Source organism: Nitrosomonas sp., from assembly GCF_040256045.1.
Classification (GTDB): domain Bacteria; phylum Pseudomonadota; class Gammaproteobacteria; order Burkholderiales; family Nitrosomonadaceae; genus Nitrosomonas.
In genome coordinates this window covers 40,198-53,256 of sequence record NZ_JBDZWD010000010.1, presented here as the reverse complement: position 1 = coordinate 53,256, position 13,059 = coordinate 40,198, and the positions used below count along the sequence as shown (strand labels likewise).

The window sequence follows — 13,059 nt, the reverse complement described above, 5'->3', positions numbered from 1 at the left end:
CTGAGGAACAGGATTTTTTATCCAGCGTGTCACGCTGGCAATTCCTACACAAAAATGGGCTGCCGTTTGCACTATGGTGAGCTCTTCCTGCTCTCGAACAGATAAAACTTTGCGGCGAAATGAAGTGGGATAAGCCATCTATAAATTATAATCAATCTATATGAGCTCCGCTATATCCGTGCAACATAAGGAGGTTGTATGACCAAAAGAGTGAATCTTGGTAAGTCAGCACCTGCGCTGTATCAGACAGTCATTGAGCTTGACCGGCTTGCCTCTACGGAAATTGGGGTCAGGACCCGTCGGTACGCGGATGCGTTTGACCGAAGAGCAGATCAATGCCCTGGTATTGGGTCTGCCGTGGCAGCGCCTGGGCAAATCTGCAATCATTGACTGCATCTGACACGGATGATCTGGATTCATGGCACACTCCTGCCACGACTTGCGAGGTACTTCAATTACTGCAATCTATGGATGCTGGTGAACTGCGGGTGCTGGCAGTCAATCTCATGGTAACGCTTCAGGACAAAGACCAGGAGCTGGTACTGAGCAAGACACTGAATAAGAAGCTGACCTTCGAAATTGTAGTACTGCGCCGTTTCCGGTTTGGCAAGCGCGGTGAACAGTTACTGCCTGGTGCGCAGGGCAGCCTGCTGGAAGAAGCTGTTGACGAGGATACCGAGATCGAGACGCAGCTTGCAGCCCTCTTCCCCGAATCTGACTCTGTCAGTCAACCCAATCCACTCAAACGGGCAGCATTACCACCGCAATTGCCACACATCGAGATCCGTCACGAACCCCACGATGAGAACTGCCCCTGTGGCTGCCGGTTAACGTTTGTGCGTGATGAAATCAGCGAAAAGCTGGATTACACCCCTGGCACTTTTACGGTTGAGCGTCATGTCCTCCCGATTCTTGCCTGCCCCAAAGTGGCACCAACCTGGAAGATTAATTTTTTTCCAGATTTTTTTGCTTACCCCAGACTAAACACATCTTTCAGTTCTGCATCACTCAGATTTCCGATCCATTTTTCCCCGATACCTACAGTCATATCTGCCAAATCACGTTTGGATTGGATCATATCATTGATGCGTTCCTCGAATGTGGCACGGGTAATTAGACGATGTACCTGGACGTTATGTTGCTGACCGATACGATAGGCCCGATCTGTCGCCTGTGCTTCAACTGCAGGATTCCACCAGAGGTCGAAGTGGATCACATTGGCAGCGGCTGTCAGGTTGAGACCCGTACCACCCGCTTTCAACGATAGTAGAAAAACGCGCTCGGTACGATCATTCTGAAACCGCTCCACCATGATATCGCGTGCTTTTCGCGTAACGCCACCATGTAAAAATTGTGGCTCACGTCCAAACCGTGCTTTGATCCATGCCGACAGCAACTCGCCAGCTTCACGAAATTGCGTAAACACGAGCACTTTTTCATGGGCGGCAAAGACCGGTTCGAGCAGATCAAGAAACAATTCCGCTTTACCGGACAAACTGGCATCGATCTCACCTGTTTTAAGGTACTGTACAGGATGGTTACAGATCTGTTTCAAAGCCATGATCATCTGCAGTACCAATCCCTGACGCTTGAAAGCATCAGACTCACCATCGATCACCCGTAAAGCTTCACGCACGACTGACTCGTACAATGCGGCCTGTTTTTTCGTCAGTTCACAGTATTGATTCTGTTCAATTTTATCCGGCAAATCGCTGATGATACTTTTGTCCGATTTAAGCCGCCGCAGCAGAAATGGGCTGGTGACACGCTTAAAGCGCTGGACGACCTGCTGGTCATGGTGTTGTTGTATCGGGACCGCAAACTCTCTGGTGAAACGCGTGAGATTACCCAGAAATCCACGATTGGCAAAATCCATGATGCTCCAGTATTCAACCAGTCTGTTTTCGACAGGCGTACCCGTCAAGGCAACAAAGGCAGGTGCAGGGATGGATTTAACGGCCCTGGTCTGTGCAGCAGCAGAGTTTTTGATGTTCTGCGCCTCATCAACGATGACGATGTGCCAAGTCTGCTTCTTGAGCTTGGACAGATCGGTACGTACCATGCCGTAGGTCGTTAGCAATATATCCGGACGTTCTTTTTCCAGTGAGCGTTCCTTCCCATGAAAAATGCCCACGGTCAATGTGGGTGCAAACCGTGTGATCTCTTTGGTCCAGTTGGTCAACAGGCTGGTCGGGACGATCACCAGTGCTTTTGCCTCGTTCAGGCTCCCTTCTTCTTTGAGTTTAAGCAGGGTAACGATCACCTGAAGAGTCTTGCCCAGTCCCATATCATCAGCGATGACGCTGCCGAACCCGGCACGAATATTGCGATACAGCCAGACATAGCCACGTTCCTGATAAGGCCGCAGAGAAGCGTTGAGTGCATCAGGCAGCGGCACACTGCCGATTTCGGTGAGCTCACGGATAATGTCACGTGCTTTTGCATCCAGCGAGACTGGTGTACCGAGATATTCCTCGCTCAGGGCGATGCGCAATAACTCGGCTGGAGTAGTAGGCGGCGGTTTCTCCAGTTGCAGGCGCAATTGCTCAATATCAGCGGGCTCGAGATACACATATTCACCTCTGAAACGCACGATACCGTGAGCTGCTTCAACCAGTTCCTCAAACTCGGCTCTGGTCAGGTGGGTATTGCCGATCGCCACGATCCAGTCAAAACCGAGGATATCCTCCGTATTGAGATAACCGCTACTCCCAATATTTTTCCCTGACAGCTTCATCGACAAACGTGGCCGCAGTATGTAATCCAGTGCCCTGGGCAGGAGTGCGCGTATCCCAAGCAACCGGATAACCGGTAATGTATCGAACAGAAATGCAGGCAGAGTCTCGGCACTCAATGCTATCGGCACAGCAGCGCCAGCACTGAGATAATCGTTGAAGGCTGGAAAAAATTCTGCCAGCAACGACACCGTTTGCAACACCCCGTAGCGGTGTGCCTGCCATGCATCATCCTTAAGCAAACGGGCAAATGGTGCCGGTTCCTGCAATGGCTGGTCACGTGCCACAACACCCAGCGACAGACAAAATCCGACACCCTCTTCCGCCAGCTGCAATACCGGTACATAAGCCTGTCGGCCAATATGAAAACGTGACAGCCACAGCTGTATGCCGGTACCGGTTTCCCCTTCACCAGGCCCATCAAATCGAGCACGGCCACGGCTAAAAAACAGATCAAACGATTTATTGCCATGCAGTCTCTCACTCCTGGCATCACTCCAATAGCGGATAAGCTCATTCAGAAACAGACTGCATAACGCGATGGCCTGCACTTCGCCGGAAAGATTGGCTTCCTGCTCACCGTTGAAATATGCCAATAATCCTGATGGCAACAATACCGCCAACCGACCGATCAAGGCGTTCACTGTCTGATCCAGCATCGCTGGCAGCCAGCGTAAACCTACTTCCGATTGATCCACATCGAATATTTGCGGCACGACTGCGCCCTGTGCCAGCAAATACAGATTGGCCATGCGCACATGGTACAACGCTGCGACTTCCGGCTGAAGATCCGGTAAATCAGCTTCAGTAAGCTGTTGCAGAACAGCCACCCAATCCGACCAGCGTGTCAACCCCGCCAGCCCGGTAAGCGCAGGTTGATACGCGCGATCCAGTACGATATGCGGTGTATCTGCAGAGGCCGGTATCACATTATTCGTTTCTGTGGCGGATTTCAGCGCAAGTCGGGCTTGTTTGACCACCCGTTTCATCACCTTTTCATAGACAGTACGAAAATCACCTGACTGAAAAAAAGCAGGGCTTGCCGGCAATACGCTCACCAGGGAAGCAGCAAGATCAGGCAAAATAGAATAATCGAGTGTGCTGTAATCCTCCTCCGGGTTGATGGTATCCGGAATCGATGTCGTATGCCGATGTGCCTGATCCAGCAAGCTATCCACTGTCGGTAGCGTCGCTTTCGCTTCATGTTCAATCGAAATATGACGAGCTCTGAGTTCCTGAATCAGATCGATACCCTTCAACGAAAACACCATAAAGGGATTGCCGTCGATTTCCCGACTGATCAGATAAATCACCGCTGCCAGGTGCTTGCAGGGAACCGCCCAGTCCGGGCAGGAACAACGCATGGAAAAATCACTCCAGCGTGTCGGGAAAATATCGATTCCGAGCTTGTTCGCTTGTGCCAGAACGGCGGGATCAAGCTCTCGGTTAAGCATCTTCGAGATAATGACAGGATCGTGCGCCAACACATCCAGTAATGCTTTGGCCTGCTGCCGAGGTATCGGCGGCACTTCGATCTGCACACTGTAGGGTTGTGGATAGGAGCCCTTTACCCTGGCACGAATTTTTCCATGCTGAATCTCAATTTTTGTGACTGCCCCTTTATTGGCATAACTTCGCCCGCGTGGCAAACGGTTGTCACAATCGATTTGTGAAAGCGAATTAAGCCACTGCGCCCCCCACCAGGTTTGTCCATAGCCTCTATGTGCCGTTATCATTGATCAACTAACTATTTAAAAAACAAATGAGAGGCATTCCTGCCACCTGACACTGCTATCCCTCAGCCAAAGCACCTTATCCGGTATCACTTTAGCCCCAGGCAGAGATAGCACTGAATCCGAATCACAAAGCAATCAGGCCAACAATGATGCTGGAAATGACGTAACTGCCAGCTACCAGCACTTCATCCCTGCGCAACAGATAAAAAATTTCCAGTCCGAATGCAGAAAACATGGTATCCCCGATACCACCAGTGAAAAGAAACAGACGAGTATCCGCTGAAAAAAAGTCATTATGCTTCACAACGAGCCTGCTCAGGATTCCAATGACAAGGCAGCCGACGATATTTACCGTGAAAGTACCAGGAGGAAACTTCCATCCTACCGCATGGTGAAGCACCCAGCCGGATAGCAAATAACGAAAGACGGAGCCCATGGCACCACCTCAAGCAACAAGAAAAATCGGCGTCATTGTTATATTATTCTTAAAACCGCAGTTGAAGACATGCAGTGCGGCCGAAATACTGGCAGGTCTCAGGTAGGCGTGTAACTATGCGAAGGTCGACCTGGCTTCTTCGGGTTATACGATACTACCGCGCCTTCCTGCTTGCCGTAGAGCGGTTTGATCTTCGTGTCGATATCCAGAATCCACGGCACATCGGCCTTACTTGGCGTATTCGGGCTCACATTCAACGGCAAACCTGATGGTCAGGCTGCATCTGGTAATGGAGGTCGGGGGCAAAGTGGGCAACGAACACTCGGCCAGCTCTACCGCAACCGGGCTGATGCGGAGAACACCTTCGACGAGCTCAAGAACCAGTGAGGCCGGGAGGCTTCACCACGCCTGATCTGCATCGCAGCCAACTGTCAGTGCGTACAGTCGCGCTGGTCTATAGCCCAGATCTGTCTGTCCAGACCATAACCCAAAATCTGCAAGTCAATAAAAACCGTCTGCTTGAATGTTATCGGATTATATATTCCTACTTAGCTTATAGTTCTCCCCACGACCTTTTTTTCGGCCTTGTCATTCGATTATTCCCGGTATATCATCCGGCCATAAAGAGAACGAACAGTCTACTTCTGATCTGCCTCTTTTGATCGGCCTTTTGATTGCAACTGCTACCTGGAGATTTAACAATGGCTGTCCCGGATACCCAAACGATTGTCAATGGAATCAATATCGAGCAATCCTTTGCAATACAGAATCAGATCAGAGAGGGAGGCAACGGTGAGCTTGCGAAACCGCGGTATCAGGCAACGGTTGTATGGGATAGCGGCTATCACACTACTTCAAATGTCACTGATGGACAGATAATTGTCGGCGATGAACCTGCGCACTACGGTGGCGAAAGCATGGGGATCACTCCGCAGGATCTTCTGCTGACTGCTGTGGGCCACTGCCTGACTGCTTCTTATATTGGCGGATTATCTGCTGCTCGCATCAATGTCGAATCTCTTCGCGTACATGTTTCCGGGCGAGTCAATTTTCGTGCGGCTTTTGCAATAGAGTCCGGCAATCCCGGGTTTGAGGATATCAACGTGGTCGTAGAAATTCAGACTGATGCACCACAGGAAAAGGTGACTGCACTTCTGGAAAAGTTGAGACACACGGCACCAATACCAGACACCATTATGCGGCCGGTACCAGTCAATATCGAAATTCATCAACAGCCAAAATAGACAGATCCATCTCCGCCAGACTTTTTGATTGAAACCGAGAGGAGATAACGATGAACACCAGCGATATCCATGATGTGGCAATAGTGGGTGCCGGTCCGGCCGGCCTGTCGGCTGCATATGAACTGACCAAGGCAGGTTTCACCCCGCTAGTGCTGGAACGCACTCCTGCAGTGGGAGATGTCTGGCGAAATCATTATGATGGCCTGCGCCTGAATTCGGGCCGCTTCTTCTCAGCTTTATCCGGCAGCAAATTCCCGCTATCAACCGGCGGATGGCCTTCACGTGACGAAGTTGTATCGCTGCTCGAAACTTTTCCCGCACGTGGAGGGTACACGGTACAGACTGGTATCGAGATCGAAAAAGTCAGTTATGACCGTGAGCGTGATATCTGGCTGATCACGAGCAACAATGGCCGACAGTTTGAATCTCGCGCGGTTATCATTGCAGCAGGTGCCAATCGCATTCCAGTCATTCCTGAATGGGAAGGTAAAAACACCTTCACTGGAACAATCATTCATTCCGCACACTTCAAAAATGCCCAAGATTATGCGGGCAAACATGTGCTGGTAATCGGTAGTGGTAATTCGGCTGCCGAAATTGCCAGCAGACTGGCGGAATATGCCGATTCAGTAGCCATGTCCGTCAGAACACCGCCGCAAGTCCTGCCCAAAAGTATTTATGGCATACCCCTTATCGGTATCGGAGTATGGACGAGGTACCTGCCAAGAGCACTAGTAGATGGTCTGCTCAATCTTCTGCGACGTACCATGATCGGAGATTTATCCGTTTACGGACTGCCCTCCCCCACTATGCCAATGTCGGAACAATACGCCATCAATAACGTAGTGCCGATTCTTTATGGCCCTTTTACTGATGACGTCCGCAGCGGCCGCATCAAGATCGTCGGGCCAGTGCAGAAAATATCGGGTGGGATAGTAGAAGTGCTCAGCACAGTTGAAAGTGCGCTGAATAGTGACCAGGCCACCACAACTCTGCAACCCGATGTCATCGTCGCAGGAACCGGATTTCGTACCGGTTTTCCCGAGCTGATCCAGATACCCGGCATTACAGACGAGAAAGGCAGATCAAAAATTTCGGGTGATCAGGAATTCGAAGAAGCGCCGCGCCTTTATTTCATCGGGCAGGTCAATCCGCTCAGTGGCCAGTTGCGTGAAATCCGACTGGAAGCCGGTAAAATTGCTCGGAAACTCGGCAAACAATTGGGAGCAAAGTAAATATAGCCTGTGAAAATTTTTATGTTATTGCTATTGTCCGGTACAGTGTCGATTAATTGCTTTCATAATGAATACCAGCTTCTCCGATTACACCGACAACCATGGCCAGAAAAATTTCAGTTGAGGAAAAGATCCTGCAGACGGCACGTCGCCTGTTCTGCCAGGTAGGCATTCACGCCACGGGAATTGCCAGAATCATTGAGGAATCCGGCGTATCCCGGCGCAGCCTCTATACCCACTATGGCTCGAAGGAGAATCTGCTCAAGGCCGTATTTGAAGCAGAGGCAAATATATGGTTTCGCTGGTTCGACTGCGATCTTCCACACATGGAATGCTCATCAACCGAGCGTATTCTGGCACTGTTCGATTTAATGCGTGACTGGTTCAACAATGAGGATTTTTTCGGTTGTGTATTTATCAACGCTGTCGCCGAACATGAAAAGAGCAATGGCTGGATACAGGAAGTTGCCAACAGCCATAGAGAGAAAATCACTGCAAAACTCCAGGCAATGGTAGCAGCGAGCGGTGCACAGAACCCTGAAATGGTCACGGAAAAACTGAACTTGCTGATTGATGGCACAATCGTAACAGCTATGGTCACCGCTAACAGTGAAATTGCCCATATAGGCAAACTGGCTGCGGGAGATATTTTACGTAACGCTCAATAAATTTCTTCTGCCCAAATATCAGGTCGTATATCTATTCGTGAATCAAGCGATTGACTGTTAAATTTCAGCTATTAAACTCTACAGAACCGGCCAGTATTGCCGAATAAGACACTGACCGGTTCTTGATATGTTAGCCGACAATAACTCGGCAATAGAATTTCTGCCCTTCCGGATGTCGTCTGGCCATCGGTATCATCTGGATGCCCTATCAAAAAAATTTTGGGCCTGAAATTACTCTTCAGCAGCAAAAGAACCATAAACTTCGACAACCGATCAGGAAAAAATTGATCTGACGGATTTTTGTCAAAAATCTGACACATAAACGCAATTACTACATGAATGGATTAATTCGCATCATTGTTTTCATTTTACTGGTCGTAATAAGCACGGGCCCAGGTCATGCCAGCGAGCTGGATGAGGAGCTCCAGGCGATCCAAGCCAAACTCGAATCACTGAACAAAGGTGAAGAAACGCCCCAGAAAAAGCATCTGCAGGAAATTTTCAATGATCACCAGCAGGTATTGCTCGATCATCAGGAATACCTGAAAAAAACAGCAAATTATTCCCAGCAGCTAGAGAAATATCCTAAACAGCTGGAAAACCTGAAGAAAAGCACCCCTCCTGCTACTACGGCAGTTGCCCCGGAGAAACTGGCAAAACTGTCTTCAGAAGAACTGGAGCGACGCAATATCACTACACAAGCCAATCTCTCGGATTTGCAGAATCAGCAGCAGAAACTGATAGCCGAGATTTCCAAGCTGCGCCAACGTGCAGTCACCGTACGGGAAGAACTGGCGTCCATCAACACTTTACGAGCAGAACTGACGGAAGATTCTCCCGAAATCCGCAAAACGACAGATAAAAAGATACTTACTGCACTGGAAAACTATCGGGAAGCACAATTACAGGCGCTGACCGACAAAACACGCATGCTGGAACTGGAAGCATTAGTATTGCCCAATGCCATAGAAATCACTACGCTTCAGGAAAAATTCTCTCTGCAACCCAAGATTCAGGCACTGGAACAGGAAACCGAGTTACTTGCCGAAGAGATCAATCGACAAAAGCGTGCTGAAACCGAACAGGTAGTTGAAAAATCCCATCAATTATTAGCTGAGAAAGCGTGGCAATATCCGGGATTGGAGAAATATGCCCTGGACAACCAGTCACTGGCTAAGAAACTGAGTAGCTATGCCGAATTTTCAACTCGGTTGATCAACCAGAAAACCGGCAGTGAGAAGCGCCTTGCTCTCATTACGCAAAGTTATGCGGCACTGCAGCAACGGCTCGAACTCAAGGTGGAAGATACCGCGCTGGGAACGGAAGTCAGAAAGCAGTTCAAGGAAATCATGGTCGAGCCGGCCATAGAACAAACTGAAAAAGACTTGAACAGTGCTAGACTGGAGCTGTTCCAGCTCGAGCAGGAAAAGTTACAAATGTTGAACGAGCCCGGCTATTTCAAGCAGATCATGAACGGGGAAGAAATACCGCCAGACGATACCCCCGCTTATCAGCAAATCATAAATGCATTCCATGAACTAAAACAGTCTCGCGAGCAGATGATCGATCAGTTTACCCAGGTACTGCATGGCTATATCAAGGAACTGCAGCTCCATCTCGCCATACAGCAGCAACTTATCGAGAAAATCAGCCAACACAAACTGCTACTGAAAGAAAATCTGCTGGTAACACGTAGCGCAGAATCCATTTCTATGGATGTCGTGCAGGATATTCAGGATGCCATCACCTGGTTAACCTCGCGCAAAACGCAAACCGCGGTCGAAAAAGTAATCAATGCGACATGGAAAAATATCTTGATCATTTATGCGGTATTCGGGTTGATATTCGCTATCTTCCGATATACATACTGGTCCGATTACCTCGCCTGGGCCCGGACCGGAAACAGTTTACTGGGCAAGGTCAACCAGGACAGGCTGTTATACCCTGTGGGCATGCTGCTGGCTGCACTGCTGATATCGGGATGTATTTACCTGCCTTTCCAGTTGTCATCGGTGATTCTGCGCTACGGCACCGATGTGGAAATCGGCCATGCATTCTCGGCAAGCCTGCACGTAGCAGCAATTGCCGCCTTTATCTGGTCGTTCATATTGTTGCTGTTTCATCCGGAAGGACTGCTGGTCGGACAGTTCAAGTGCTCCGAAAAACTGGTCGACAAAATGTACCGGGATATCAGACGTTTTGCGCCTATCGTGGCGTTGCTGTGCCTCATCATCGCCTTCACCGATGCGTTGGATGATGATCTCGTTCGTAATGGCTTTGGCCGGCTGACTTTCATTCTGTTATGCCTGATACTTGCAGTGTTCGCTTCGGGCTGGATAGCGGTCACGCGTTCAGGCAAGGCCCTTTATCGCGGGGAATCATTCTATCTGATGCTCAACCCCAGATTCTGGATGACACTCCTGTTCGTGTTGCAGATCGGAATGATTATCATGGCAGCCATTGGTTATTATTTTGCTGCCATTTATCAGTATCTGCTCGTATTTCAGTCGATAAGCTGGATCATATTCTGCACACTGATCTTTTTTGTCAGCTTTCGCAGTCTGCTGATCATCCAACGCAGAATCGCATTCGAGCGCGCAGTCGAAAAACGGGAAGAGATATTAGCTCAGCGTACCGCGACAGGCAAAAGTGAAGCCGATCTGCTGGATGACAACTATATCGACGTCAAAACCATCAGCAAACAGTCAGCCACCGTATTGAAAATCAGTATCTGGGCGTTGCTGATCACGGGACTTGGCTTTATCTGGATAGATGTACTGCCTGCACTCAGTTTCCTGGAAAAAATTACCATCTGGCGCACCTCAGTTGAAATCGATGGCGAAGTCATCATGCGGCCGATTACGTTGCAAACTCTGCTGGTTGCGCTCATTGTACTGAGTCTGGCCATGATTGCCGCACACAATCTGCCTGGTACACTCGAGCTGCTGGTGTTGCGACATTTGTCGCTCAATCCCGGGACGGGCTATGCCATTACCACGCTGCTCAAATACTCGATTGTGATCATCGGCATCATGGTGACGCTGCAGAAGCTGGGAATGGAATGGTCAAATATACAGTGGCTGGTAGCGGCGCTGAGTGTCGGGCTGGGTTTTGGCCTGCAGGAAGTGTTTGCCAATTTCGTATCCGGTCTGATTCTGCTGTTCGAGCGCCCCATCAGAATTGGTGACATGATCACACTGAACAATACCAGCGGCACTGTCAGTAAAATTCATATTCGTGCTACTACGCTGATCGATAGTGACCGCAAGGAAGTCGTGGTACCCAACAAGATATTCATCACCCAGCAGCTGACCAACTGGACATTGAGTGACCAGATTACCCGCCTGATTATCCCTGTGCGTATTGCCTACGGTTCGGATTGTGGCAAGGTCAGCGCTCTATTGCTGGAAATCGCAAAAGATCATCCCATGGTTTTACGGGATCCGGAACCCAGCGCACTGCTTCTGGAATTTAGCAGTAATGCCTTGAACTTCGAATTACGGGTTTTCGTTGGCCAGATCTCGGACAGGGTAAAACTCATCCATCAACTACATCTGGAAATCAACCGTCGCTTTGTAGAGGAAGGGATTCAGCTTGTATCACCATAAATTTATTGACGGCAAACAGATATAACCAGAACAAAGTTCTGCCCGACCCCCACAACAAAGTCAGGCAGAAACCGCAATATGGCCTATAAAACAGAGATACGCATCATTCTGCGAAAAATTCGCGTGCTTTCTCCATCCAGGATTTCGCACGCGGATGATGGCGTGAGTCATCTTTTTGGCTGATCGATTCGAATTCCTCCAGCAGCTCTTTCTGCCGTGCTGTCAGATCAACCGGTGTTTCCACCGCAACATGACAAAGCAAATCGCCTGTGGATTGATTGCGTACACCAGTTATTCCTTTGCTGCGCAAACGGAAAATTTTTCCGGTCTGAGTTCCTGCCGGTACCTTGATACGAGCATGGCCATCAAGCGTAGGTACTTCGATTTCCCCGCCTAAAGCGGCTACTGTGAAACTGATCGGGATTTCGCAGTGCAAATGATTGCCTTCCCTCTGGAAAACCGGATGACTGGCAAGATGAATGACAATATACAGATCACCGGCCTGTCCATTGTTTGCTCCCGCTTCACCTTCTCCCGTCAGCCGAATGCTATCACCTTCATCCACACCGGCAGGAATCCTGACCGACAACGTTTTCTGACGCTTGACCCGTCCCGCCCCATGGCAGTCCCCGCAGGGATCAGAAACAACTTTACCGCTGCCCTGGCAATGTGAACAAGTTTGCTGAATCGAGAAAAAGCCTTGTTGCATACGAATCTGGCCATGTCCATTACAAACAGGACAGGTTTTAGGTGAAGTGCCAGGTTTTGCCCCACTACCATGACAGGTATCACAAATTTCCTGCCTGGGGATACGAATCTGGGTTTCGGCACCGCGAGCTGCCTGTTCCAGTGTAATTTCCAGGTTATAACGCAGATCGGCTCCGCGATGAACACTGGAGCGTCCTCCGCGCATTCCAAAAAGATCGCTGAAAATATCGCTGAAGGCATCACTGAACCCCTGTGCACCCGCACCACCCATCCCGCCATTCAGGCCGGCATGGCCAAACTGGTCATAGGCAGCCCGTTTATTCGGATCAGACAGGACTTCATAGGCTTCTTTAATATTCTTGAATCGTTCCTCGGCCTTGGTATCACCCGCATTGCGGTCAGGATGATATTTCATCGCTAGTTTCCGGTATGCCTTCTTCAGCTCGTTCTCGTCCGCATCTCGGCCTACACCGAGCACTTCATAATAATCACTCTGACTCATAAAAAATTCCTGCTGGTAAAAATTACGCAGATACTTTTGGCATTCATGTCCAGATTACCGGCTCTCTCTGGTCAAATTTACAATGTTAAACGTATAACGCAGAGGCAAAGAGAAGAACTTTTCTCCCCTTTTCCTCTGCGTTTATTCTTCTTTAGCAGGGTGGTAAGTTATGCCGCTACCAAGCCTG

The 13,059-nt window shown here is 49.4% G+C and carries 8 protein-coding genes and 1 pseudogene; 6 read left to right on the top strand and 3 right to left on the bottom strand.

What is annotated here, in order from left to right; all coding sequences use genetic code 11:
* Nucleotides 1-335: 335 nt before the first annotated feature.
* Nucleotides 336-914: pseudogene (locus tag ABUL11_RS03490) on the top strand (IS66 family transposase zinc-finger binding domain-containing protein); the annotation flags it as partial.
* 56 nt (nt 915-970) lie between these two features.
* Here ABUL11_RS03490 and ABUL11_RS03485 read toward each other — a convergent pair.
* Nucleotides 971-4,471, bottom strand: coding sequence for an SNF2-related protein (locus tag ABUL11_RS03485; RefSeq protein WP_350282472.1), 3,501 nt, complete (start codon nt 4,469-4,471; stop codon nt 971-973).
* Between the two features lie 124 nt (nt 4,472-4,595).
* Complete coding sequence (locus ABUL11_RS03480) at nt 4,596-4,907, bottom strand: fluoride efflux transporter FluC (RefSeq protein ID WP_350282471.1); 312 nt, start codon at nt 4,905-4,907, stop codon at nt 4,596-4,598.
* 195 nt (nt 4,908-5,102) lie between these two features.
* Between ABUL11_RS03480 and ABUL11_RS03475 the strand changes: the two genes are divergently transcribed.
* The 5 genes from ABUL11_RS03475 to ABUL11_RS03455 all read left to right on the top strand — a co-directional run bounded on the left by ABUL11_RS03475 (nt 5,103) and on the right by ABUL11_RS03455 (nt 11,662).
* A complete protein-coding gene (locus ABUL11_RS03475) occupies nt 5,103-5,294 on the top strand; it encodes a hypothetical protein (RefSeq protein WP_350282470.1) in 192 nt (63 codons plus the stop codon).
* A gap of 314 nt (nt 5,295-5,608) precedes the next feature.
* Nucleotides 5,609-6,151, top strand: a complete 543-nt coding sequence (locus ABUL11_RS03470; protein WP_350282469.1) for an OsmC family protein — start codon at nt 5,609-5,611, stop codon at nt 6,149-6,151.
* A gap of 50 nt (nt 6,152-6,201) precedes the next feature.
* Nucleotides 6,202-7,386 carry a flavin-containing monooxygenase gene (locus ABUL11_RS03465; protein WP_350282468.1) on the top strand — a complete coding sequence of 395 codons (1,185 nt, stop codon included), beginning with the start codon at nt 6,202-6,204 and terminating at the stop codon, nt 7,384-7,386.
* Nucleotides 7,387-7,487: 101 nt separating this feature from the next.
* Entirely contained in the window at nt 7,488-8,054 is a 567-nt protein-coding gene (locus ABUL11_RS03460; RefSeq protein ID WP_350282467.1) for a TetR/AcrR family transcriptional regulator, read from the top strand.
* Between the two features lie 335 nt (nt 8,055-8,389).
* The gene (locus ABUL11_RS03455; RefSeq protein WP_350282466.1) at nt 8,390-11,662 is read left to right on the top strand and encodes a mechanosensitive ion channel domain-containing protein; all 3,273 of its coding nucleotides are present in this window, start codon (nt 8,390-8,392) and stop codon (nt 11,660-11,662) included.
* A 103-nt stretch (nt 11,663-11,765) separates the two neighbouring features.
* Here ABUL11_RS03455 and dnaJ read toward each other — a convergent pair whose 3' ends face one another.
* A complete protein-coding gene (dnaJ, locus tag ABUL11_RS03450; RefSeq protein ID WP_350282465.1) occupies nt 11,766-12,872 on the bottom strand; it encodes a molecular chaperone DnaJ in 1,107 nt (368 codons plus the stop codon).
* Nucleotides 12,873-13,059 lie beyond the last annotated feature (187 nt).

Excerpts from the sequence above, each read along its gene's own strand:
- ABUL11_RS03485 (WP_350282472.1), bottom strand. The coding sequence starts at position 4,471 with ATGATAACGGCACATAGAGGCTATGGACAAACCTGGTGGGGGGCGCAG.
- ABUL11_RS03480 (WP_350282471.1), bottom strand. The coding sequence starts at position 4,907 with ATGGGCTCCGTCTTTCGTTATTTGCTATCCGGCTGGGTGCTTCACCAT.
- ABUL11_RS03470 (WP_350282469.1), top strand. The coding sequence starts at position 5,609 with ATGGCTGTCCCGGATACCCAAACGATTGTCAATGGAATCAATATCGAG.
- ABUL11_RS03465 (WP_350282468.1), top strand. The coding sequence starts at position 6,202 with ATGAACACCAGCGATATCCATGATGTGGCAATAGTGGGTGCCGGTCCG.
- ABUL11_RS03460 (WP_350282467.1), top strand. The coding sequence starts at position 7,488 with ATGGCCAGAAAAATTTCAGTTGAGGAAAAGATCCTGCAGACGGCACGT.
- ABUL11_RS03455 (WP_350282466.1), top strand. The coding sequence starts at position 8,390 with ATGAATGGATTAATTCGCATCATTGTTTTCATTTTACTGGTCGTAATA.
- dnaJ (WP_350282465.1), bottom strand. The coding sequence starts at position 12,872 with ATGAGTCAGAGTGATTATTATGAAGTGCTCGGTGTAGGCCGAGATGCG.